This window comes from Klebsiella sp. CN_Kp100 (assembly GCF_040065315.1).
GTDB lineage: Bacteria > Pseudomonadota > Gammaproteobacteria > Enterobacterales > Enterobacteriaceae > Klebsiella > Klebsiella oxytoca.
On the sequence record NZ_JBEAIJ010000001.1, the window covers coordinates 107,211 to 131,109 of the forward strand.

Sequence of the window (23,899 nt, forward strand, 5' to 3'; positions counted from 1 at the left end):
AGCTAATTTCCTTGTGAGTCAGAGGATGAATTCCGGGACAGATGTTCCGCGAGGCCGCAGGGCTGCGGGGTGAACAAGCGACTGTCCATAACCTGAAGATCCGCGGCGATCGCCGGACGAAAATCCATATGCGCCAGGATGTCGCGCTCAAGATCGATACCGGGGGCGATTTCCGTCAGCACCGGCCCCTCCGGGCGTAGTTCGAAAACCGCCCGCTCAGTGACGTAATGCATAGTTTGTCCTTTGGCGCGGGCCAGCTCGCCGTTGTAAGAAATCTGATTAACCCCGGCGACGAATTTACGTACCTCGCCTTCGCGCCGGATATGCAGGGCCCCTTGTTCACAGGCGATCTCCAGCCCTTTGGCGGTAAAAGAGGAGCAGAACACGACGTGGCGGGCATTCTGGGTGATATCGATAAAACCGCCCGCGCCGGGGCAGGATGCGCCGAGCCGCGTGGCGTTGACGTGGCCGTGCGGGTCCATCTCGCCGGCGCCCATAAAGGTGATATCGACCCCTGCGCCGTTGTAATAAAGCATTTGATCCTGGTGGCTTATCATCGCGCTCAGGTTACGACCAATGCCGAAATCAACGCCGCCCGCCTGCTGCCCGCCGTAGATCCCTGATTCCACGGTGATGGTGACCTGCTCGCCGAGCCGTTCTTCGTGAATGATGGCGCCAATAACATCGTTGGGAATGCCGGTGCCGAGATTGATGACGCAGCCTGGCGTCAGGTAGCGGCAGGCAATTCGCCCGATAAGCTTGCGCAGGTCGAGCGGCAGCGGCGCGTTCTGCGCGGCGGGTAGCTGGATATCGCCGCACAGCGCCGGATCGAAGTCCCAGCTGGAGGTCTGGCGATGATCCGCTTGCGGCTCTTCGCACACCACAATGGCGTCGATCAGGTTGCCGGGAACGGTGATGCTTTTCGGATGCAGCGAGCCTTTCGCCACGCGATATTTCACCTGCGCCAGCACCTTCGCCCCATAGCGTCTGGCGGCGAGAACCGCGTGCAGAACTTCCAGCTTCATCACCTCTTCATCGGTCGTGAGGTTGCCCTCTTCATCAGCATGGGTGCCGCGCACAATGACCACGTCCAGCGGAATGGCCGGGTAGAACAGATATTCGTCGCCGCGAAACGTCACGTGCTCGATCAGATCGGACCGTTCGCGGGTGCGGGCGTTCATCCGCCCGCCTTCCATGCGCGGATCGACAAAGGTACCGAGCCCGACGGGGGAAAGCCGCCCGGTAAGCCCGGCGGCCATCGCGCTATAGAGATGGACGATCTGCCCCTGCGGCAGGCACCAGGCTTCCACTTCGTTGTTGTTGATTATCGCCATCCAGCGCGGCGCCAGGCCCCAGTGCGAGCCGATAAGCCGCGTCACCATACCCGGATGGGCGAAGTGCTGGATGCCGCGCTGGCGATCGCTTTGCCCAGCGGCATGCAGCAGCGTCAGGTCGCGCGGTTCGCCCGCGGTCAGAAAGCGCGCTTCGATAGCGCTTAAAATGGACTCCGCCGCGCCGATAAGCGTCATCCCGACGGTGCAGACGGTGTCGCCGCTGGCGACCCACTGCGCCGCTTGATGGGCGTCGATAAATTTGTTGCTCACTTTTTATCCTCCGTTGATAGCGTGATGATGGATTCCGCGAGACGCGTTTTGAGCTGCTGTTTGCTCACTTTGCCGTTGTGGGTACGCGGTAAAACGCGGGTGAAAATAATGCGTGCCGGCAGCTTAAAGCGGGCGATTTTGACCTTCAGCCAGCCGAGGATCTCTTCGCTGGTCAGGTGGTGCTGGCCGTCCGGCACGATAAACGCCACCGGCTCTTCGCCATAGACCGGGCTGGGGGTCGGGATCACGGCAACTTCCCGCACTCCCCGATAGGTAGAGAGGATGTTCTCCAGCTCCAGCGAGTAGATCTTCTCTCCGCCGCGATTGATCATGTCCTTGCTGCGGTCTTTGATGTACAGCCAGCCTTCGTCGTCGAGATAGCCCAGATCGCCGGTACAAAACCAGCCCTGCGCATCGCAGCTCGGGCGTCGTTCGCTGTGCTGCCAGTACTCGCGGATCACCACATCGCCTTTTAGCCAGATATGCCCGATTTGCCCGGCGGGGAGGGGCTGCAGGCGATCGTTGCGGATCGTAATGGCGAGGCCGGGGATCGCCTGGCCCGAACTGCCGCATTTATCGCTGCCCCAGACGTCGCCCGGAAAAATCGTCGCGGGCGAGGTCGTTTCGGTGAGACCGTAGATCGGCTGAATCGCCGTATGCGGAAACAGGGTTTTTAACTCGTTGATCAGTCCGTCGCTCAGGTGGCCCGCGCCGCAGGCAATCGTGCGTAGCGCGGGAAAATCGCCCGGATGGCTGGCGCTCTGCTCGCGCGCGGCCTGACACAGGAGGATAAAAATGGTTGGCGAGCCGTGCAGAAAGGTAATGTTCTTCTCGCGCAGGGTGTTGATCACCTGCGGGGCGTTGAACCGGTGCTGAAGCCAGATGCTCGCGCCGAGGCTAATAAACAGCGCCAGCAGCGCCGACAGGCCGGTGATGTGATAGATAGGTACCGCCAGAATGGTGCTATCCGCGGCGGTGAGATTCAGTTTTTGCGTATAGGCGTCAATCGCGCAGAGCAGGTTATTGTGCGTGATAATCGCCCCTTTCGGCTCTCCGGTGGTACCGGAGGTGAACATCATCACCGCCGTATCGTCGCGGTTAACCGGGACCGGCTGGCGGGTCAGCGGTTCGGGAAGTGAGAGCGCCTGCCATTCGCTGAGTGAAACCGCGCGCGCGTTGGGGGTGTGTTTCAGCCAGTCCTGTAAGGTCGCATCGAACAGCACGACCCGCGGGGCGATATGGCCCACCAGCTCCTCGCTCTCGGCCTGCTTAAGCTTAGTGCTGAAAGGCACCACTTCGATGCCCAGACCAAGCGCGGCAAAAAGGACTTCGCAAAAAGCGGGATGATTCCCCCAGGCCAGCAGGATTCGGTCGCCTTTGCGCAGCGACCAGATGCGGTCAAGCTGCGCCATCGCTCGCTGTACCCGCAGGTGAAAATCGCGGTACAGATAGCGCCGATCCTCAAACGCCAGCGCCAGGGCATCCGGGCTACGGGCGGCGCTGTGGCTCAGGGCCTGGTACAGATTCTGGAAGTCGGCGGAGGTGCTGCTCATTTGTCTCTCCTGATATTACGTATTGACTGGAAGTAGTCTGGGGAAATTCAGGAGAGGAAATTGCCGAATGGCTCACAATAGAAAATCAACAAAACAGAAGCAATTTTGTAACATTGCACAATAGGCAGGAGAGGCCGGGTGGGGGGGAGAAAATCTGGAATCAGGCAGGCTTTTGTAAAGCCTGAGGAAGCCCGCTTTTAGACCCGTATTAACCGGGCCTAAAAGGGAGAAGGGGATCAGGCCGGCCGCTTAGCGCTTAAAGGCATCGAACTCGAGCCGTTCGCCATCGGGGCCGCGAATAAGCAGGAAGCGCACGTTGTCTTCTTCTATCGGCCCTTCATCGAGCGGATAACCGAGCGCCGCCAGCCGCTGCTGCACCGCATCCAGGTCGCGGACTTCCAGCGCCAGATGATCGATACCGCAGCGAGGAGCGTCAAAGGGCGTTCCTGCGGGAAGCTGATACAGCTCGAGGACGGCGCCCGCCATTTCCAGGAACGCGACTTCAATAGTGCCCTGCGGCGACGGCTTGCTAAACCGCTGCTGGCGCTGAAAGCCCAGCGGTTCATAGAAGGCAAGCGAACGCGTTAAGTCACTGACCTGATAGCCAATATGAGCAATCGTGTTGATAAGTTCGCGCATGTTATACCCCCTTACGCACGCACCAGAAACCATAGAAAGCGACATACACAAAGCACAGGAGCGGAGCGATAAAGGCGATTTGCATATTGCCGCCGTTCATATCCGAGATAATGCCCATCACCAGCGGAATAACGGCCCCGCCGATAATCGACATCACCACGATCGAGCCTGCGGTCTGGGTATCTTTCCCCATCCCTTTGATGACCAGACCAAAGTTCGTCGGCCAGCATGGCGCCATACAGAAGCTGACCAGAATGAGCGCATAGACCGCCAGCATTGAACTGCTGAATACGGCAACCAATAAAAGGACAGTGGCGGCCAGGGCAAAGCTACCGAGCAGCAGCGCCGGGTTCAGGCGGTTCATCAACCAGGTGGCCACGGTTTTACCCACCGCGTAAATCACCAGAGAAGCCAGCAGCCAGTAGGTCGCGGAGTGCTCGCTGGTGCCCTGCTGCACGAGCTGCACAAAGCGAATCGTGAAGCTCCATACGCCAACCTGGGCGCCGACGTACAAAAACTGCGACAGGATCCCGAGGCGAAAGCGCGGGATAGCAAACAGGCGTTTCAGCGTAGGTCCCATGCTTTCCGTCGGGAGTTGCTGCTGCTGAGAGGGCGTGCCCTTGCACGACGGGAATTTAATAAACACGAACACCAGCGCCAGCACCACCAGCACGGAGCCGATAATCAGATAGGGTCCGACCACCTGGCCGACCATTTGATGCCGCGCAGCGTCCGCGGCGGCGGCGGGCATCGCCAGCAGCTGTTCATGGCTCGGATCGTTCTCGCCAAACACCATCACCTGGCCAATCAGCACGCCGGAAATCACGCCCAGCGAGTTGAAGATCTGCGAAAAGTTAATGCGCTGGGTGGACGATTGAATCGGGCCCAGCAGGCTTGAATAGGTGTTTGCCGATGTTTCCAGAAAAGAGAGTCCGCAGGCGATCACCCCCAGGCAGGCGAGGAACGCGCCGTAGGTCATGATCTGCGCGGCCGGAACGAACAGGAAGCAGCCGAGGGCGTACAGGCACAGCCCAATAATGATCGCCGCTTTATAGGAATAACGCTTTATCAGCGCCGCCGCAGGCAGGGCGACAAAAAAGTAGCCGAGGAAAAAAATCGACTGCACCAGCGCCGTCTGGGTATCCGTTAAATCGAAGCCCTTTTTAAACTGGGCGATCAAAATATCATTCAGGTTGCCCGCCATCCCCCATAGCGCAAACAGGCAACAGACCAGTAAAAATTGCAGCCAGGGGGTATGCGGTAAATACGCGCTGGTGTCCAGTTTTTCATTGTGGACTGCCGCTTTATCGACCTTATCCGTGATTAGCGTACTCATTGAGCTATCCTCTTAATGGTTTTTATACAGTAGGGTTTATGCCATTTCATAATCAGAGGCGGCACGCAAAAGCCGTTCTCGTGCCTCCTGGTACTCAGGTAAAGATGATGCGCCCTGCTTTTCGACGCTGACGGCGGCGTAGGCCGCCGCAAATCGGGCTGCGGCATGCAGCGGCTCGCCGCAGGCCAGTCGCGCCGCCAGCGCGCCGTTGAAGGCATCGCCCGCGCCGGTGGTATCGCGGGGATGAGAAGGAAAGCACGGAATAGGGGATTTCACGCCCTGCTCGCTCAGCAGGGCGCCCTTTGCGCCGAGGGTGATAATGACGTTGCGCGCGCCCTGAGCATGCAGCGCATCGGCGGCCTCGGCCGCGGCCGCCAGAGAGTCAACCCGGCGCCCGGTCATTAACCCGGCCTCCGTGGCGTTCGGCGTGAGCAGATCCACTTTGCTTAGAAAGGCGTGCTCAACGGGCTGCCAGGGCGCAGGATTGAGCACCACGAAGGCCCCGGCCTCTTTGCCGGCGTCAACGACCTGCTCAATGGCGGAAAGATTGTTCTCCAGCTGAACCAGCACCACATCCGCGCAGCCGATAGCGGGAATGCAGCCGGCGATTTCATCATCGGTCACCGTCATATTCGCGCCGGGGTCGACGGCAATCATGTTTTCGGCATCATTGCCGGCCACATAAATCAGCGCGTTGCCGGTGGGGACGTCTTCGGCGACCAGCAGCGTCACGGCATTGAAGCCCACGCCTTTCAGATGACGGCGGGCAAAATGGCCGAAGGTATCATTGCCAATCTTGCCGATATAGTGGACATTCGCCCCCGCTTTTAGCGCGGCGGTGGCCTGGTTCGCCCCTTTCCCCCCGGCGCTGGTCATACTTCCGCAGGCCACTAACGACTCGCCCGGTACCGGAAAGCGCTCCACCCTGGCAACCATGTCGAAATTGAATGAACCAAAAACACAGACTTTTCCTGACATCATTCGCTCCTTTATACGAGCTCGGGGGAGTGCAGCGCGGCGGACAGATCGCGGGACATTTTTTCCCAGGCCTGCTCAAGCGGCATATCCGGGCGGAATAAACCGCTGCTGCCCATGACCAATATCTGCGCTCCGGCTCCCAGCAGCTCGCGGTAGGTGTTGCGATTGCATGAGCCGTCGACTTCCAGCAAGAAGCTGAGGTTGCCGCTCTCTTTTAGCTGATGAAGCTGCGCGATTTTGGCGAGCATTTCGGGAATAAAAGGCTGACCGGCATAGCCTGGATCGACGGTCATCACCGTCACCTTATCGAGCAGATGCAGATAGTGCTGGATGCTCTCAACCGGCGTGGCGGGATTGAGCACCACGCCCACCTCTTTCCCCGCCTGGCGAAGCATATTGATGAGCCGGAAGGCTTCGCGGCAGATGGTTTCCGGATGCAGTGAAATAGCGTCAGCGCCGGCTTCTATCAGCGACGGGATAAACGAGGCGGGCTCTTCGACCATCAGGTGGACATCGATGGGAAGCGATGTGTAGGGACGAATTTGCGCCACAAAGCTGGCCGATAGCGCCAGATTTTTGACATAGTGGCCGTCCATTATGTCGACATGCAGCCTGTCGGCTTTGCCGTTTAAAAAGTGCAGCTGTTCCGTCAGCTTCATCATGTCCATACACATGAGCGAGGGAGAAAGGTAATAACGCATAAGGCCTCATTTATTCCGGTAGTGGCTGATTTCAGGCAAAGTCTGGCCCTGCCGCGGGAAGCAGCGTTTCGACATTGCGCGTATTAACCGTCACGTCATGACGGCGTACTCAGGCGATTTGTAGGCCGACGTTATGCCAGGTCATCTCTTTTTCCAGCAGCGGATCGACAAACTTTTCGGTCACCAGACAGTCCAGCTCGCCCAATCCGCCGATGCGCGCGACGCCTGTTCGCCCCAGCTTACTGCCGTCGACCAATGCCACGGTCTGACGGGCCGCCAGCATCATCTGTTTCAGCAGCGCAGCGTGGGCTTCCGTACCCGCATATAAGCCGCTATCGCGCTCCAGACCCTGGCAGGAGAAAAAGAGCGTATCGATGGCATACTCGCGCAGCGTTCGTGAGGCAGTTTCACCGAAGAACGACTCTTCGGTCGGGGAGAAGTCGCCCCCCAGCCCCACGAGATGCAACGAGCGTCGGCTCATCAGGGTTTGTAAGATGCGGATGGAGGGCGTAATAACCGTTAACGCCATCTCCGGCATCTGCCGGGCCAAAAACCAGCTGGTGCTGCTGCCGTCCAGGACGATGGTCTTTCCCGGCTGGAGAAACTGCAGCGCTTTACGGGCAACGCGCATTTTGCCTTCGCTGTGCAGCAGCGTTCTTTGCTGAAAGCTTCCCTGGCTATCTTCGACCGGCAGGGCGGACGCTGCCGCTCGGGTCGTCGGCAGCGGGTTTTCCGCCGCCAGCGCTCCGCCGTGGCTCCGATTTAAGATCCCTTTCCGTTCCAGCTCGCTCAGATCGCGGCGAATCGTTTCCCTTGAGACCCGAGTCGCTTGCGCAATCTCATTCACCCGCATCACGCCGCGTTGGCCCAGCAGTTCAACAATCAAACGATGACGTTCCAGCGGCAACATAGCTCTCTCCTGAAGTACATAATCAGATTACCTTTCCCTTGCGCAGGGCGTTGAGACCTCGGGAATGTCCGGCGAAGGCGAGCTTTTCGCTGCCGGACAGTGTGATAGCGCACGCATTTCGGCTGCACTGCCGCCAGCGTTTTTGCTATCTCGCCCGCTATTCAGGCATAAACAAAAACAAACAAAAATAAATGCAATATTGCCTTTGCGCCCGTTTATGACCGTTTGCGCCCGCTCTGCGAGGGCACTGTTCATTTCTTGCCTGCTAATTAAAAGCAAATGAAAATAAAAAAATGCTAAATCGATCACGTTATTTTCATTTGATGCGTTTTTAAATGGATTTAAGCCGAATAACAGCATTAAATGAAAGCAATTAAAAACAAAGAGCAGGATAAGACCATGAATGAAACAACCCGTCGTTTTACACGTTTAGTTGACCTGAGCGCAGTCCAGGCCACCAGTACCGAAGCGGACGTTCGCGCCTGCGCCGAGCTGGCTGCCCGATACAACATTATTTCCGTCCACGTTCTGCCCTGCTGGACGCGTTTTCTCAGTACGTTGCTGCCGCAGCAGGGCACGGGAGAGGTGATGATTGGCGGGCCGGTCGGTTTTCCCGGCGGCGGGCATGCCACCGACACCAAGGTTCAGGAGGTGCGCCAGCTGATTGCCGACGGCGCCCGCGAAGTGGATATGGTGGTGAATATCGGCAAAGTGTTATCCGGCGATTATGACTATGTGCGCGAAGATTTGCGCCGCGTGGTGGAAGCCGCCGCCCCGGTACCGGCTAAAGTGATCCTCGAAACGCACTATCTCAATGAGGAGCAGATTCGCCGCGTGTGCGATATCGCCGTAGAGGTGGGGATGAAGTGGGTCAAAACCTCTACCGGCTGGGCGCCCACCGGCGCCACGGTGGAAAAAGTCAGCATCATTGCCGACCAGCTTAAAGGCCGAATCGATATCAAAGGGGCCGGAGGCATTCGCGATCTGGCCACGGTGCGCGCGCTCTACCAGCTTGGCGTCCGCCGCTTTGGCATGAGCCATGGCGCAGTAACAAAGGTGCTGGCTGAACTGGAGCAGCATCCGGAACGTTTTCCCGAGCTGAACGCCGATTAAACTGAGAGACCGCGGGCCTGATGGCCCGCTTTAAGACGTCACCGGAGTCAGTGATGAAAGATAAAATACTCACGATTGATGTTGGCACTGGCAGCACCCGCGCCGCTATTTTGCGCATTGACGGCGCGATGATCGGCTTTGCGCAAAGAGAGTATGAGCAAACCACGCCGCGTGCGGGCTGGTCAGAACAGGCCCCTTCTCTATGGTGGCAGGCCGCCTGCGACTGCATACGCGAGGTGCTTTACCGCTATCCTGAAACGGCTGCGCAGATTGCGGTTATTGGCGCCTGCGGGCAAATGCACGGCACCGTTCTGCTGGACGATCGCGGCGAGCTGGTGGAGGACAGGGCGCTGCTGTGGAATGATAAGCGCAGCCAGGCGCAGGTGGATGCCTTTAGCGCGCGCGAAGGGCGGGAGAAGTGGCTGGCGCATTTAAATAATCCACCCGCGGCGGCGTGGCCCGCTTTCAAATTAGCCTGGTGGCGTGAACATCACCCGGAGCGCTGGCCGCAGCTCGCCAAAGTGTTAATGCCGAAGGACTATATTAATTTCATGCTGACCGGCGCCCTGGCGACCGACTATAGCGAGGCGTCCTGCTATTTCCTGATGGACAGCGAAACCCGCGCCTGGTCTTCGCAAGCCTGCGAAACGTTTGGTCTGCGGGTCGATCAGCTACCGGATCTTAAACTTTCCAGCGACATAATCGGCCAGGTGACCCCACGCGCAGCCGGCCTGACGGGCCTGCCGGCGGGTATCCCGGTGGTTGCCGGTACGTCGGATATGGCGGCCTCTTTACTGGGTTCGGGAGTGTATGAACCGGGGATGGCGTCCGACTCTACCGGCACGTCGACGCTGATTACGGTGGTATCGCCGCGGCCGTTGCGCCATCCGTTGGTCAATAACCTTCATCTGGCTAACGCGGCCTGGGGCGGATTTACGATTCTCGACGCCGGCGGCGATGCCGTCCGCTGGGCGCGGCTGGCGCTGGCCGATAACCAGATTACGCATCCGCAGCTTTTGCAGGAAGCGGCAGCGGTGCCGGCGGGCGCGGAAGGGCTGCTCTTTCTTCCCTATCTGACCGGAGAACGCCTGGCCGAACACACGAACTCGCGGGCGCAGTTTTTCGGCCTGCAGCGTAAGCATCGCCGCGGTCATTTATTCCGCGCGGTCCTGGAAGGGGTGGCCTTTGCGTCCTGGCGCAATCTTCGCCAGCTGCAGGCGTGCGGGCAATATCCGCAACAAATGATCGCTTCCGGCGGCGGCGCGCGCAGCCCGCTGTGGCTTGAAATCAAAGCCGCGGCGTACAATCTTCCGATATTATCTACGCGCAATCAGGAGAATGGCGTCACCGGATGCGGTATTATCGCCGGGGTTGGCGCGGGGCTGTACGCCGATTTTGCCAGCGGCGTGAGGCAGACGGTGCAGTTCGACAAACTGATTTCGCCAGATCCCCGTCTGCGGGATTATTACCACGCCTGCAGCGAGCTTTTTGATACGCTGTACCGGCAATCCGCTGCCTTATACGACAGGCTGGATGCGCTCAGCGTGGGACCCGACTGATACGCAAAGGTAAGCCAGCGCCGCATCGCGCGTAACGTGCCGTAAATAAGAGAGAGGCAGAATGTTTGCAGAAGAAAGACAGGAGAAGTTGCTCAGTATTCTCAGGGAAAAACGCAAAGTGGCTGTTTCTGAGATGTGTGACGTCTTTAATGTATCTGGCGCCACCATTCGTGCCGATCTCCGCCAGCTGGAAGATGAGGGGCTGCTGACCCGTACCCACGGCGGCGCCGTTCTTCGGACGCGGGCGAGCTTTGAACAGGCCTCGGACGCGCGCGAAATTGTTAACCTCAGCGCGAAAGAGCGGATCGGCCAGCGCGCGGCGGCGCTGGTTGAGGATGGCGACATTATCGTGCTGGATACCGGTACCACGACTTTGCATATCGCGCGCAATATTCGCGACCGACAGAACGTTACGGTGGTCACCAATGATTACCAAATCGCCCGCGAGCTGGAAGCCAGCTCCTCTATTCAAACCATTCTGCTGGGTGGGATCGTCAAGAAGGGATACCACTGCGTGGTGGCGATCAACGGACGTTCCATACTTGATACCCTGAACGTCGATAAAGCGTTTATGGGCGCCAATTCGCTGTCGCTGAAACACGGCGCCTGCGTGGCCGATATCATGCTGGCAGAAACGAAACGCGGCATGGTTGAACACGCCAGTCAGGTGATTATCGTCTGCGACTACAGCAAGCTGAATAATACCTCGCTTGCCCAGTTTACCGCCGCGGATCGTATTGATACCGTGGTGGTGGATCGTCTGCCTGATGACGTTCAGGCGTATCGTAATGCCGGCATTCAGGTGATCTCTCTGGATGAAGAGGCGCATCTCTAGCGTGCGGTTCCGGCGGCGCTAATTTAGCGGGAGAAGACGTTTTATTTTACGCGTTGCCTCTGTGGTAAAACTTTTCTCTTTATTAAATGCGTAACGACCTGTCTGGGTTGGGGGCAGCGCCTCTTCTCTGGCATATTCTGCTGTGATGCCTGCGGTAACCCACGGATATGATTAACGAATTTCCTCCGAAAAGCCGGGGGTAATCTACAGAACCCGCGCCACTTCATGTATGATTTTTCTCCCCGTTCGGGCGGCTGCGCTGATTTTCACCGGCCGCGCGCCGAGCGGTCGATCATTGCGGATAATGATTCAGGCGAAGAATATGATTCATCGCCAACGATAAATAACAATCCCGACCATCTTTCAGAACGCTGAATTATCGTGAGGGCATCACAGGGAGCATGACTATGAAAGGCGCTTATCTCGCACTTGCGCTCGGTTTATTTACCGGTTCGGCGCTGGCGGCCGAGCGGGTGATCCATTTTGGCACCAGCGCAACCTATCCGCCGTTTGAATTCGTCGACGGCAATAATCAGGTGGCGGGTTTTGATATTGATATCGCCAGAGCGGTATGTAAGGAGCTACAGGCTACCTGCAGCTTCACCAATCAGAGTTTTGATAGCCTTATTCCGGCACTGCGTTTTAAGAAAATGGATGCGGCGATCGCCGGGATGGATATCACGCCGCTGCGTGAGAAGCAGGTGGATTTTTCGACGCCGTACTTCAACGAACTGTCGGCGGTGGCGGTCGTGCGCAAAGATACCTTCCACACCTTTGCCGATTTAAAAGGCAAGAAGCTTGGTCTGGAGAACGGCACTTCCCATCAGCGCTACCTTCAGGATCGCCATCGTGAGATTGCGTCGCAGGCCTATGACAGCTATCTGAACGCGCTTGTCGATCTGCGTAACGGACGGCTGGACGGCGTGTTTGGCGACGTATCGGCGATGAAAAACTGGTTAAAGGAAAACCCGGATTTCGTCATCATGGATGAGCGCGCCACCGACCCGGAGTATTACGGCAAAGGGCTGGGCATTGCGCTGCGTAAGGGCAATCCGCTGCTGGCGGAGATCAACCAGGCGCTGGAGAAAGTGATGGCTTCACCTGAATACAGCGAAATTAAAGATCGCTGGATTAAATAATCCAGCCGATAGCGACGGGGAGTCTTAACCATTCTGCGTCACGCCCGTTCTTCGCCAGGAGCGGGAGCGATCCGTGACGCATTTGTTTTATATGCCAGTAAAACCTCTTTCTGTCGCTTAAAACGTCGTAATCCCTTCTTCGCCTTTCTGGCGCCCGGAATAGCGACTTTATAGCCGAATTTATTCTTCTCTTCGCCACGCGGGGACGGGCGGTGCGCCACTTTCGCTTGCTGGCAGCGGATAGCGGATTATTCGTTCTTGCGGGTAACGTTTTCTTCACAATGACAATTGTGCATTTTATCGCTCTTTCCCCTCGTTGAGCATCTCAGGCATGTATTTATTAAGGTTATTGGTAGACAACAGCGTCGGCTGAACGGCACGGATAGCTATAAAAATAATTATATTTAACTGTTTGTTTTATAAATAAAAATATATCTAAGATGCTCTGTTTTATGATGTCAATCACATTTCCTCTCCCGCCAACTTTAAATCTGTAAAAGTAGACGTTTGTCGACTTTTCATCTAAAAAGTTGGGGGAAGGGACTAGACAGGACCATTATTAGGTTATCAAATGGTTAAATAACGTCACATTAAATGTGAATGATTGGCCTTGTGTATAAAAGGCCAACACGCTTTCCGCTGCGCTAAAGCGCTGCGGACATCTTTGGGAGAAGTTATGCATTCCTCTGTTAATAAAAATGAATCTCGGACCTTTTTCGGTCATCCTTACCCGCTCGGTTCGCTGTTTTTCACCGAAATGTGGGAACGGTTCTCGTTTTACGGCATTCGTCCATTACTGATCCTGTTTATGGCGGCCACCGTCTATGACGGCGGGATGGGGCTGGCGCGTGAGAACGCTTCGGCCATTGTCGGGATTTTTGCCGGGACCATGTATCTTGCCGCGCTGCCCGGCGGCTGGCTGGCGGACAACTGGCTCGGGCAACAAAAAGCGGTCTGGTATGGTTCGATACTGATCGCGCTGGGCCATCTCTCCATCGCGCTGTCGGCGGTGATGGGCGATAGCCTGTTCTTTATCGGCCTGATGTTTATCGTGCTCGGTTCCGGCCTGTTCAAAACCTGTATTTCGGTGATGGTTGGTACGCTGTACAAGAAAGGCGATGCGCGCCGCGATGGCGGCTTCTCGCTGTTCTACATGGGCATCAACATGGGCTCGTTTATCGCCCCGCTGATCTCCGGCTGGCTGATCAAATCCCACGGCTGGCACTGGGGCTTTGGCATCGGCGGCATCGGGATGCTGGTCGCGCTGATAATCTTCCGCGTCTTTGCCGTCCCGGCGATGAAACGCTATGACAGCGAAGTCGGCCTCGATTCCACCTGGAACAGCCCGGTAGTGAAACGAAACGGCGTCGGCGCATGGCTACTGGCGCTGACGGTAGGCGTAGCGGTTATTGTCGCGTTGATTGCCCAGGGCGTTATCGTGATTAACCCGGTGGCGGTGGCCAGCGTGCTGGTCTACGTGATTGCGGCGTCGGTGGTGCTCTATTTTATCTACCTGTTCGTCTTCGCCGGGCTGAGCCGTAAAGAGCGCGCCCGCCTGCTGGTATGCTTTATCCTGCTGATTTCGGCGGCCTTTTTCTGGTCAGCGTTTGAGCAGAAACCGACCTCGTTTAACCTGTTCGCTAACGACTATACCAACCGTACGATCGGCTCGTTCGAGATCCCGGCGGTGTGGTTCCAGTCGATCAATGCCCTGTTTATCATTCTGCTGGCGCCGGTATTTAGCTGGGCCTGGCCTGCGCTGGCGCGCAAAAACGTACGTCCGAGCAGCATCACCAAGTTTGTTATCGGTATTTTGTGCGCGGCGGCGGGCTTTGGCCTGATGATGCTGGCGGCGCAAAATGTCCTGAGCAACAACGGCGCGGGCGTTTCGCCGATGTGGCTGGTGGGCAGCATTCTGATGCTGACGCTGGGCGAGCTGTGCCTCAGTCCGATTGGTCTCGCGACCATGACTCTGCTGGCGCCGGAAAGAATGCGCGGCCAGATGATGGGGCTGTGGTTCTGCGCCAGCGCCCTGGGGAACCTGGCTGCGGGTCTGATTGGCGGTCACGTGAAAGCCGATCAGCTGGATATGCTGCCTGACCTGTTTGCACGCTGCTCCATTGCGCTGCTGATCTGCGCCGCGGTGCTGTGCCTGCTGATTGTTCCGGTGCGACGGATGCTGGAAAACACCAAATTCAGCGAGCAAAAACCGGCGGCGAATACCTGACGGCGAAAGCGGTAAATAAAAAGCCGGCGCTCTGCGCCGGCTTTTTATTGGCCAAACCCCGGATTGCGGCGCGAAGCGCCTTATCCGGGCTACCAGACCTGCAGGCGGCGGTGAATGGGGCTCGCAGACGGCGGTGAATGGTGGGGGTTACCGGTCCGCAGACGGTGGTGAACCTGTAGCCCGGGCAAGGCTCGTTAAGCGCCGCCCCCGGGAGCAGAGCCTGGCGCGAGTAGGGAAATTCACGGCTATTGCGCCACTTCTTTCCCTGCGGACGCCACCGCCGGGCCGCGGTAATCGCCGCCCAGGGCTTTAATCAAGGTGATATCGGTGCTGAGCCGCTGGGCCTCGATATCCAGCAGCAAAAGCTGCTGCGCGATGGCCGGACGACGCGCCTCCTGCGCCGCATAGTAGCTGACCAGTCCGCGCTGATGGTGCGCGCTGGCGCTGCGGGTGGTCATCATCGCCGCCGCGACTTTCTGCTGCTGCAGCGCGGCCTGCTGGTTCAAATCGTTCAACTGGCTGGAGCTAATCGCCACGTCGCGCACCGCGTCCAGCACCGCCTGGTTGTACTGCTTAATTAAAATATTGCTCGCCGTACGCGTCGATTTCAGGTTGGCGTTTAAGCGCCCGCCGTCAAACAACGGCAAATAGAGCCCCGGCAGCAGGTTGATCTGCTGGAATGAGGACTTAAACAGATCGCCGACGCTCAGCGCGTTGTAGCCCCAGAAGGCTTTGATATCGAAGTGCGGGTAAAACGCCGCTTTTGCCGCGTCCACCTGGTTCATCGAAGCGCTGACGTAGCCGCGCAGCGCCTGCAGATCCGGGCGACGGGCCAGCAGTTCAAATGAAAGCGAATCCGGGAGCGTTTCCTGCAGCGCCGGCAGCGGCACGGGATGAATCTCCGGCATGCTATGCGCATCGGCGCCAATCAGCGCCCGCAGCGTTTCCCGATACTGCGTCAGCGTCCCCTGCGCCGTAATCACCTGCTGCTGCGCCGCCAGCAGCTCTGCCTGGGCGTTGGCGACATCGACGCTATCCTCCACGCCGCGCGCGGTACGATGCTCATGCGCCTGCACCGAGAGCCTGGCGATGGCCTCCAGCTGATTAAGTAATGCGATTTTCTGGAAAGTTGCCTGCATCGCGAAATAGAGCTGGGCCACGCTGCTGGCAAGATCCAGCTCGATGCCGGCGGTCTCCGCCTGGCGGGCGTTCTTTTCGCCAATCGCGGCGGCAACGCGGGCGCGGTCGGCGCCCCATAAATCGATATTCAGCGTCGCCCCGACGCCAACCGTATTCAGCGTGTACCAGGGGCCGTTTTTATCCACCGGCAGGGAGAAGGAGTAGGGCCAGGTGAACTGTTTATTGGTGACCCGCAGACGGTTTTGCGCCGCCACGGCGGTGGCCTGCACGCCCATTGCCGACTGCGCCAGCTCGACCGTGGACTGCGATTGCGAAATACGCAGCCGCGCCGCCTGCATGGTGGGGGAGTTCTGCAGCGCGCGATTGACCAGCATATTTAGCTGCGGATCCTGATAGCCTTCCCACCAGCGCGCCGTCGGCCAGCCGCTATTCGCCAGATGGATCACCTGCGCCAGCTCGGCCTGCTGCGGATTGACCAGCGAAACCTGGCCGGGATCGTCCTGAATTAATGCGCACCCGGTTAACAGCGTCAGGGCGAAGGCAAACACCGGGGAGTGCACGGCGTGCGGGAGAGTAGAGGTTTTAATCATGATTGCATTGCCTGTCGCGGAATATCGGAAGACGCAAATGGCCACGCCGGCAGAGCGGCCAGCGCGTTGACCAGCGGCGCGCCAAATGGATTCGCCGGGTCCGGGAGAAGCGCCTGAGGGCGTTCTACGGCAGTTTGCTGCGCGTCGATATCGGCAGCGTAGCCTTCAAGCCGCCGGGCGCAGCGGGGTAAAAAAGTATCCCCCGGCGCGGCGTACAGACGATAGCCTTCGCTGAGGCGCAGGATCTCTTCCGCCTGATGGAACGTCGCCCGCACCGGCCAGTTTTTGGCTTCCGGCCACGGGTGGGCGTAGGTTCCCAGCGGCTCGGCGGCTACCCGGTTGATTAAGGTTTCGCTCTCGGTCAGCGCGGCAAATAGCGGTACCAGCTGAACCTCATCGTCGCTTGAGGAGAGGGTCTGCGCCAGCTGGCGATAAAGCTGCGCCAGACGCGCTTTGAGCTGCGGGGCTTCGCTATCCGGCCATAAATAGAGATGTACAATCGAGGAGACCAGCACGCCGAGCAGGATACCGATAACCCGGTCGCGCAGTTCGGTAAGGTTGCTGAGCGGGCCAAACCAGCTGAGGAATGCCAGCGCAAAGGTGAAACCTATCTGGATCCCGGCGTAGGCGATGCGCTCTGAGCCTGCCGCAATCCACGCGGCCAGCGCGAACACCGGCAGGGTCATCGCCAGCAGGCCGCTCAGCGAGTCGGTCCAGGGCTGCACAAAGACGATCAGGAGCAGCGCAATCAGCGTCGCCAGCAGCGCGCCGCCGATGCGCAGCCACGTTTTCTGCATGGTAGCGCCCAGACCCGGCTGGGCGACAATGACGCAGCTCAGCATAATGGTGTGGATGCCCTGCCAGTCTGCGGCGGTATAGAAAACGTAGCACAGCAGCGTCGCCAGCAGCGTTTTCAGGGCAAAGTGCAGATAGACCGGATTGGACCACGCGTCCGGCAGCAGCAGCGGCGCTTTTTCCACTTCACCCTGCGGTAACGCGATGGTTTCGCCGCGCGTCAGCCGCGCCAGCACCTCGGCGATCTCCTGCAAAATAGCGCTGTTATCGCTATCGCGCGGGACCATCAACGGCTCCATATCCGCCGCCGTGGGGCTGGGCAGATTATCCGCCAGCGCGTTCAGCTCGCGGGCTATCCGCTGGCGCGCATCGGAATGGTCGCGGCCCGGTTGTAGCAGCGCCGTTAAATGGTAGCAGCGCAGCGCGGCGGCCATCAGCGATTGCCAGGCCTGCGGGCTGGCGGCAATCTCCGGCGTGGCGCGGGCGGCTTGCTGGTACAGGGACTGCAACTGGTTAAACTGGCCGGCGATCACTTTAAAGGAGGGTTGCGGCGCCCCGCCATCCGGTTGGCTAAGAATCCGCGCCGTCTGGCGCAGCATGACCACCAGCCGGGCTTTAAACTGATATCCGGGGAACGCCTGTTGGAAACAGGCGTTGACCAGCAACGTCACCAGAATAGCGGTGTTAATCGCCACCCATAGCCACAGCAGCAGGCGTACCAGAATTTCGCTCTGGCTGGTCATCGACGGGAAGGTCTGGGCGTAGATGACTGCCAGCGCCACCACGAAAAACGCCAGCCCCAGCTTGCCGAGGACCCGCATCAGGTAAATCGCACAGAAGAACAGGATCACCGAGGCAACCAGGCGAATTAGCGGATAGTCATAGGTCCACTTAATAATCAGCAGTACGCCGCCCAGGGCGACGCTGACGGTCACCACGAAAACCACGCTGACCAGCTTAATCATCAGGACGTTAGGCTGGCTGACGTAAAACACCACGATCAGCGCCACGGCGAGGAAGGGAATATGCAGCGTCATAAACAGCACAATCAGCACCGCACAGCTGAGCGTCAGGCGCAGGGTATAGTTCGCCCGCCCCGGCGCATCGCGGAGTTCCCGGGTCAGAAACGGCCACAAGCTTTGCATGCCGTCTCCTTATTGCGGCTGGAGAACGGCGCTGGCGGAAGCGCCCATGCGAAACAGGTTCGGGTCGGGATCTTTGACGGCGATTTTAACCGGGAAGCGCTGGGAGACATGGACCCAGTTGATGCTCTTCTGAATAACCGGCAGGCCTTCAATGACGCTGCCGCCGTCGGGCAGAACGCCGGTGCCGACCGAGTCGACTACGCCCTCGAAGGTGCGGCCATGGTTGGTCATTACGGTAATTCTGGCCGGAACGCCGGGCCGAACACTCTGCAAGTCGGTTTCGCGGAAGTTTGCCACCACGTACCAGTGGTCGTCATCCAGCAGGGTAAAGACCGGCTTAAGGGCCGAGGCGTACTGGCCGATCGTCGTCTTCAGCGCCACCACCACGCCGTTAAACGGCGCGCGCACTTCGGTAAATTCGAGATGTAGCTCGGCCAGCGCAATTTGCGCCAGGATCCCCGCGCGCTGCGCCACCATGGCATCAACGCCGGTCACGGCCGCGGAAGCCTGTTTCGCCTGCAGCAGGGTGGCCTCCAGTTCGGCGCGCGCCGCTTTTTCGGCCGTTCGCGCCTGATCCAGATCTTCTTGTGAGGCAAACCCCTGCGGTACCAGCGGCTCAAGGCGTATGCGTGAAGAGGTGGTCTGCTTAACCAGCGCTTTAGCGCGTTCAACGGCGGCGTTGACCGACTGCGCGTTGTACTCCTGCGCTTTGATCGTGCGCTGGGTCAGCATAATCTGCGCATCAAGCGTGGTCAGCCGCGCCTTGGCATCATCAAGCATCGCCTGGTAGGGACGCGGGTCGATGCGGAACAGCAGATCGCCTTTTTTCACCCGCTGATTGTCGCGAATCGGCATTTCGACGATCCGCCCGCTCACTTCCGGCACCACGTCGATGGTGTCGGCATAAACGTAAGCATCGTTGGTTTCCGGCGAGGTTTGCAGCTGCCAGATAACCAGAATCAGCGCCACGATCGCGGCGAGAACGAGCGCCAGCAGGGGCCATTTTTTGCGGATAACGCTTGAGCGGGATTCGGTCATAGGGATCTAGTTTACGAAGAACAGGAACCACAGAATCGTGGCGAACAGGAACATCAGCGCCAGATAGCTGAAGACCAGTGGAGAAAATCGCGATTGCCATCCTTGACGCACAATCAGGATATGGCAGGGAATAAGTAACAGCGCGGCGCCTAATAAGCAGAAGAACCAGCCGGGAAATGCTGCGCCTAAAACCGGAATCGCCGGGGATAATGAGCAGCCGGAGAGCGTAAATAGCGAAAATAAGAGCGCAGGGCCCGCCAGCTTAACAATGCGATTCAAGACGAAATACCTGAGTGCTCGGATTAAGGTGAAATGAGTTTAATCTCACTGTCGGGGAAATAAAAGGCGGAGAGAACAGAAGCGTCTGTATTCCATCGATAAACAGGATATTTTCTATGGATAACACCTGCATAGAAAATCATTCATTCTGCATTAACGACCAGCGGTGGGCGAAATAAAATTTCGCGTGTCGCCGATAGTCGGCGGTGGCTGGCAGGGCTATGCTTAGAGCCAGGACTATAAAAAATAGTCAGAACTGAGGCAATGTCATGGATAAAGAATTACTGCAAGCGGGCTACCGCGCCTATACCGGAGAGAAAATAGATGTCTACTTTAATACCGATATCTGCCAGCACTCGGGTAACTGCGTACGCGGTAGCGCGAAGCTCTTCAACCTGAAACGTAAACCGTGGATCGTCCCGGATGAAGTGGACGTGGCCACGGTGGTCAAGGTTATTGATACCTGCCCGAGCGGCGCGCTGAAGTATCGCCAAAAATAAGCGAGGAAATGATGGAAATACTGGAAGGTCATAACAAGTTTTACGTCAATGACGCCGACGGGAAGCAGGTGGCGGAAATTGTTTTCGTGCCTACGGGCGAGCACCTCAGCATTATTGAACACACTGACGTCGACCCCAGTCTGAAAGGCCAGGGCGTGGGAAAAAAGCTGGTGGCGAAAGTGGTGGAAAAAATGCGCGGCGAGCAGCGTAAAATTATTCCGCTATGCCCGTTTGCCAAACATGAATTTGATCATACCCGCGAGTACGACGATATTCGCGCCTGAAATAAATGCGCCAGCGCGCTGGCGCCACCTTTTTATCTGATGCCGTGTTACCCGGCGATAAGGTTCAGATCGCGGCCGGATAAAAGCTGGTGGATAAGGTCACTGACGTTTTCCCGCTCCACCGGCGGCGAGATGAAATAACCCTGAAAACGGTCGATCCCCAGCGCCTTCAGTCGGTTGAATTTATCCAGACTGTCCACGCCTTCGGCAACACAGCGGCTACCGGTTAGCTGACAGTAGTAGAGCAGACTTTTGATTAGGGCCAGGGCGTGAGGATCGCGCTGTATGTCGTTGACGATGCTCATATCCAGCTTATAGGCGCTGAACCTGACCGATCGTACCGGAAACATGACGCTGCTTTGTGAAAAGCAGTCATCCAGCATAATGGTAAAGCCCTGCTTGCGTAGCCGGGAAATATTGTCGGCAATTTTACTCTGCAGGTTGAGGTCCAGGGTTTCAGCAAATTCCAGTACCAGCCTCGAAGACATATGGGGCTGACGCAGCTGCTGGCGCGCGGTCTCCACCATCCGGAGCAGGTTGTCATTGCTGGCGATAGCAGCGGGAATATTGACCGAGAAATAAAACTCTCCGGAGTGCAGATTAATATTCTCCACGGCCTCGCGAATCACAAAGGCGGTCAACACCAGCCAGGCATACGCGGAATGTACCTGCGGCAAAAACTCGCCCGGCAGCATAACCTGTCCCTTTTGCCGCCAGCGACAGAGGATCTCCAACCCTTTTAGCTGCATCCGACCATCGGTGATGGGCTGGAATACCGGGAAAATTTGCCGACAGTGAATGGCGTGGACAAATTCGCGCTCGAAGGCGGAAAGCGCAGCATCCGGTTGGATCTTCTGGCCTTTGGTCTGGCTGCCGGGGAATCGGGTTGCCAGCTGAGGATGATGTTCCACCATTTTTTTCAGTCCTGCCGTTCGCTGGTTATAAAGCGTTTTGTGGCTAATGCCGCGGCGCTTTGCCTGGGCGTTGACGCTGTATCCGCTGAGTAGACCGAGAATGGCATTTAGCTCCGGCCGGGTGAGCCCGCCAGGGCGCTTTCCGCCGAGGCGAATCTCTTCGTCGGCCAGCTGTTTAAGTGAAGGATATCTTTGCAAAATATAGTCCTGCAGCACCGCGGTCAGGCTGGGGACGGGCAGGTCCGAGGCGGCGGTGCGCACTTCGGCAAGCAAACGGTGATCGATGACCTGATGCAGCAGCGTATGCCACAGCCAGCTGGCCGGGCTGCGGCTGAGGATCAGCATCGGCAGCGGCGTCGCGGAGTGTTCAAGAAACGCAGCGGCCTGCTGCAGGGTGGTGAGCAGCCTGGCCGGGGTTTCCGGCAGAAAAACGATAAGGCGGCGAATGCCCGTGTCGCCGGGAAGCATCTGCGTATCCGACGGCAGCACAACGGGCCGCATGCCGCTGGCCATCATCACTTTGACTAATCCATCGGCGACCAGCGAGCAGGGCGAAAGGATATAGTCCACTCCCGCTCTGCCGCGCGCCGCGGGCGCGTTACTGGTAAACAAAGGTCACCCCAATAATGGATTGCACGTTGCCCGCGGTGACCTGGCCGCTGGTTCGCGCATAGGTTGCGGTGAGTCCGAGGTTGACCGCGGAGGTACCCACGGTTCCCATAGAGACGGTACTGTTTGAGCGCAGAATAGTGCCATTGCGCAATAGCTGAACGCCTATCCCCTGGGCCGGTGAGGCGGAAGAGGTATTGGTGAACACGCTGTTGGCGCTATCCGCCGTGGTGCCGGAGAGGTAAAAACCTATCTTTTGATTTTGCCCGCAGCGTACCGTGAGCGGAACAGCGGTCGAACCCGGGTACTCAGGCAGCGTTACCGTGACGTTGCGAGCGGAAACATCGCAGCCGCCCGTGGGGATAATCACGCTATTGTTGGCATAGATGTTCCAGGTAAATTTAGAGGTACGAACGTTACCGCCGCCGTTGATATCGGAACCCACCTGATACATAACCAGCGTGGCGATATGCGAGCCGGCGCTTATCGCCAGCCCGGAGGCGGTGGATATTGGCGTCAGGTAGAGCTGGGTATTCCAGCTGGTGTAGTTGCCGGAAGTAAAATTATGGCTGGCGGTCGGGGAGTTTAGCGGGAAGCTATAGCTAACTCCGTAGTACTTTAAAGAACCGGTAAAATTGGTCAGCAGGCCGCTATAGGCCGAGCCCTGTAGCATGCTTACCATGTCGTTTCGCCTGTCCGGCGCGTCATTTTTACAAAAAATCGAGCTGGATAAGTCGACGACAAGGTTCTGCCCCGCTCCGAGGCTTGGCTGCAGGTTAACGTAGACGTTGGATACTTTCCCGCCGGTATCGCTGTTTAATATGGTGCCGGTGGAGTCGTAGCAGGTATAAGCCCTGACGCTGGTGGAAAAGCCCGCTAACACAAGCGCCAGCCACAGCGCGTTGACCAGCGCCATACGACATCTACGGGGAGCGGTAATCCGCTGATTCATAACGTTCTCCTGCCTTATAGCCAGGTGTAGGTGACGTTAATCACCGCCTGGATTGTTCCTTGCGTTGGTCCGCCGTTAACCGTCAGCGCCCTGACGCGCAATGGAAAGCGGGTGGATTGCGTGGCATCGTTGACGGCCACCGTTTTGCTTGTGCCGTTGTTAAACCGGGCGCCGCTGGTATCCTGCAATTCCAGCTGGAGGTTGCCCGCCGTTCCCTGATTTTTGTAGTAGCCCGTGCTGTCCGCCGTTCCGCTGAAGGTGGCGGTGACCCGCGAGGTGCCGACCGGACAGTTGCTGAGATCGAGGGTGACGTCATGCCAGCCTGATGCCGAGCCGGGTGAAAGCATGTTAAAGGTGTATAAATCACCAAGGTCAACGGTGGCCTTCGGCGTGGCGATGGTGCAGGGTTTGGCCACCACTTTACCGTTAACGGTAATGGTCACGTCGGCGGCGCGGGGGGCGCTGGCGAAGGCCATCATTACCGCCAGCAGCCAGGGTGCATGAGTCCATTTCATTTCAGCCTCCGGTTACTGAAATTCAAGCGTGAAGGTTGCGGTGGCATTAACGTGTCCTGCCGTAATCGGGACGCGCGCGGCCATCAGCCTGGCGTAGAAGTTGAGGGTGTTGGTCTGCCCGGGTTTCAGCGTGGTCCACGCGATGTTTGACGAGGGGGCGTTGAGTACCAGGGGCGCCCGGCTGCCGTTAAGGATCTGCACGCCGATGCCGGACGCTGCCGATACGCCACTGTCCAGCTTAAGCAGGCTGGTGTTGTCGCTGTCCGCTATGCCGGTAAAGCCGACTTTAACCGCGGTGACGGAGCCGCCGCAGGGCGACAGCACGATGCGAAACGGCACCAGCGGCGTGGTCGTGCCGACGGCATTAAACTGTTTGGCGGCGTTATTCATCAGATCGACGGTAAAATCTTTTGACTCACCTGCGACGGCGCAGGTGTTATCCCTGACATATCCGCTAATCGTGATGGTGCTATCGGCGGCAGGGGTGCTGAAGGAGACCAGAGAGAGTATGGCGCCCAGCAGATACAGGTTTTTTCTCATCATC

General features: G+C 58.1%; 23 protein-coding genes. 7 read left to right on the top strand and 16 right to left on the bottom strand.

Going from position 1 to position 23,899, the window contains the following annotated elements; genetic code table 11:
• Window positions 1-2 precede the first annotated feature (2 nt).
• The 8 genes from ABLV12_RS00530 to ABLV12_RS00565 all read right to left on the bottom strand — a co-directional run bounded on the left by ABLV12_RS00530 (window position 3) and on the right by ABLV12_RS00565 (window position 8,030).
• Window positions 3-1,604 carry a CoA-transferase gene (locus ABLV12_RS00530; RefSeq protein WP_348866712.1) on the bottom strand — a complete coding sequence of 534 codons (1,602 nt, stop codon included), beginning with the start codon at window positions 1,602-1,604 and terminating at the stop codon, window positions 3-5.
• A complete protein-coding gene (locus ABLV12_RS00535) occupies window positions 1,601-3,157 on the bottom strand; it encodes a class I adenylate-forming enzyme family protein (protein ID WP_160887156.1) in 1,557 nt (518 codons plus the stop codon). Before ABLV12_RS00535 ends, ABLV12_RS00530 begins: the two co-directional genes overlap by 4 nt.
• A 249-nt stretch (window positions 3,158-3,406) precedes the next feature.
• On the bottom strand, window positions 3,407-3,796 hold the full coding sequence (locus ABLV12_RS00540) for a VOC family protein (RefSeq protein WP_004105420.1): 390 nt from the start codon (window positions 3,794-3,796) through the stop codon (window positions 3,407-3,409).
• Between the two features lies 1 nt (window position 3,797).
• Entirely contained in the window at window positions 3,798-5,132 is a 1,335-nt protein-coding gene (gene fucP, locus ABLV12_RS00545; RefSeq protein ID WP_004105419.1) for an L-fucose:H+ symporter permease, read from the bottom strand.
• Between the two features lie 36 nt (window positions 5,133-5,168).
• Entirely contained in the window at window positions 5,169-6,110 is a 942-nt protein-coding gene (locus ABLV12_RS00550; protein WP_016809705.1) for a ribokinase, read from the bottom strand.
• A gap of 11 nt (window positions 6,111-6,121) precedes the next feature.
• Window positions 6,122-6,811 carry a D-allulose 6-phosphate 3-epimerase gene (alsE, locus tag ABLV12_RS00555; protein WP_004115216.1) on the bottom strand — a complete coding sequence of 230 codons (690 nt, stop codon included), beginning with the start codon at window positions 6,809-6,811 and terminating at the stop codon, window positions 6,122-6,124.
• A 109-nt stretch (window positions 6,812-6,920) separates the two neighbouring features.
• A complete protein-coding gene (locus ABLV12_RS00560) occupies window positions 6,921-7,721 on the bottom strand; it encodes a DeoR/GlpR family DNA-binding transcription regulator (protein WP_004105414.1) in 801 nt (266 codons plus the stop codon).
• Window positions 7,722-7,748: 27 nt separating this feature from the next.
• Entirely contained in the window at window positions 7,749-8,030 is a 282-nt protein-coding gene (locus ABLV12_RS00565) for a hypothetical protein (protein WP_348866713.1), read from the bottom strand.
• A 54-nt stretch (window positions 8,031-8,084) separates the two neighbouring features.
• On the opposite strand from ABLV12_RS00565, the gene deoC reads away from it, so the two are divergent.
• From deoC to ABLV12_RS00590, 5 genes are all read left to right on the top strand, one after another.
• Window positions 8,085-8,834 carry a deoxyribose-phosphate aldolase gene (gene deoC / locus ABLV12_RS00570; protein WP_348866714.1) on the top strand — a complete coding sequence of 250 codons (750 nt, stop codon included), beginning with the start codon at window positions 8,085-8,087 and terminating at the stop codon, window positions 8,832-8,834.
• A gap of 53 nt (window positions 8,835-8,887) precedes the next feature.
• Window positions 8,888-10,393, top strand: a complete 1,506-nt coding sequence (locus tag ABLV12_RS00575) for an FGGY-family carbohydrate kinase (RefSeq protein ID WP_348866715.1) — start codon at window positions 8,888-8,890, stop codon at window positions 10,391-10,393.
• 61 nt (window positions 10,394-10,454) lie between these two features.
• Window positions 10,455-11,228 carry a DeoR/GlpR family DNA-binding transcription regulator gene (locus tag ABLV12_RS00580; protein WP_348866716.1) on the top strand — a complete coding sequence of 258 codons (774 nt, stop codon included), beginning with the start codon at window positions 10,455-10,457 and terminating at the stop codon, window positions 11,226-11,228.
• Window positions 11,229-11,635: 407 nt separating this feature from the next.
• Window positions 11,636-12,367, top strand: a complete 732-nt coding sequence (locus ABLV12_RS00585; protein ID WP_016809709.1) for an arginine ABC transporter substrate-binding protein — start codon at window positions 11,636-11,638, stop codon at window positions 12,365-12,367.
• A 676-nt stretch (window positions 12,368-13,043) separates the two neighbouring features.
• Window positions 13,044-14,594 (top strand): peptide MFS transporter, encoded by a 1,551-nt coding sequence (locus ABLV12_RS00590; protein ID WP_160887162.1) that lies wholly within the window; start codon window positions 13,044-13,046, stop codon window positions 14,592-14,594.
• A gap of 245 nt (window positions 14,595-14,839) precedes the next feature.
• On the opposite strand, the gene ABLV12_RS00595 is transcribed toward ABLV12_RS00590, so the two are convergent.
• From ABLV12_RS00595 to ABLV12_RS00610, 4 genes are read right to left on the bottom strand one after another with little or no spacing between them, the layout of a single operon-like run.
• Window positions 14,840-16,324: an MdtP family multidrug efflux transporter outer membrane subunit gene (locus ABLV12_RS00595; protein ID WP_160887164.1), complete on the bottom strand. Its 1,485-nt coding sequence runs from the start codon at window positions 16,322-16,324 to the stop codon at window positions 14,840-14,842.
• Window positions 16,321-18,264 (bottom strand): FUSC family protein, encoded by a 1,944-nt coding sequence (locus tag ABLV12_RS00600; protein WP_348866717.1) that lies wholly within the window; start codon window positions 18,262-18,264, stop codon window positions 16,321-16,323. The genes ABLV12_RS00595 and ABLV12_RS00600 overlap by 4 nt, the downstream gene beginning before the upstream one ends.
• Before the next feature lie 9 nt (window positions 18,265-18,273).
• A complete protein-coding gene (gene mdtN / locus ABLV12_RS00605) occupies window positions 18,274-19,302 on the bottom strand; it encodes a multidrug transporter subunit MdtN (protein WP_348866718.1) in 1,029 nt (342 codons plus the stop codon).
• A 6-nt stretch (window positions 19,303-19,308) separates the two neighbouring features.
• Window positions 19,309-19,581: a YtcA family lipoprotein gene (locus tag ABLV12_RS00610; RefSeq protein ID WP_004105391.1), complete on the bottom strand. Its 273-nt coding sequence runs from the start codon at window positions 19,579-19,581 to the stop codon at window positions 19,309-19,311.
• 269 nt (window positions 19,582-19,850) lie between these two features.
• Here ABLV12_RS00610 and yjdI point away from each other — a divergent pair, with 269 nt between their 5' ends.
• Together yjdI and ABLV12_RS00620 are read left to right on the top strand one after the other, a co-directional pair.
• On the top strand, window positions 19,851-20,081 hold the full coding sequence (yjdI, locus tag ABLV12_RS00615) for a 4Fe-4S mono-cluster protein YjdI (RefSeq protein ID WP_004105390.1): 231 nt from the start codon (window positions 19,851-19,853) through the stop codon (window positions 20,079-20,081).
• Between the two features lie 11 nt (window positions 20,082-20,092).
• A complete protein-coding gene (locus ABLV12_RS00620) occupies window positions 20,093-20,365 on the top strand; it encodes a GNAT family N-acetyltransferase (protein ID WP_004115198.1) in 273 nt (90 codons plus the stop codon).
• A 47-nt stretch (window positions 20,366-20,412) separates the two neighbouring features.
• Here the strand turns inward: ABLV12_RS00620 and ABLV12_RS00625 are convergent, their stop codons facing one another.
• From ABLV12_RS00625 to ABLV12_RS00640, 4 genes are read right to left on the bottom strand one after another with little or no spacing between them, the layout of a single operon-like run.
• Window positions 20,413-21,849, bottom strand: a complete 1,437-nt coding sequence (locus tag ABLV12_RS00625; protein ID WP_348866746.1) for an EAL domain-containing protein — start codon at window positions 21,847-21,849, stop codon at window positions 20,413-20,415.
• A gap of 28 nt (window positions 21,850-21,877) precedes the next feature.
• Window positions 21,878-22,804 (bottom strand): fimbrial protein, encoded by a 927-nt coding sequence (locus ABLV12_RS00630; RefSeq protein WP_024274666.1) that lies wholly within the window; start codon window positions 22,802-22,804, stop codon window positions 21,878-21,880.
• Window positions 22,805-22,854: 50 nt separating this feature from the next.
• A complete protein-coding gene (locus ABLV12_RS00635; protein WP_004105386.1) occupies window positions 22,855-23,355 on the bottom strand; it encodes a fimbrial protein in 501 nt (166 codons plus the stop codon).
• A 12-nt stretch (window positions 23,356-23,367) separates the two neighbouring features.
• On the bottom strand, window positions 23,368-23,898 hold the full coding sequence (locus ABLV12_RS00640) for a fimbrial protein (protein WP_004115193.1): 531 nt from the start codon (window positions 23,896-23,898) through the stop codon (window positions 23,368-23,370).
• Window position 23,899: the final 1 nt, after the last annotated feature.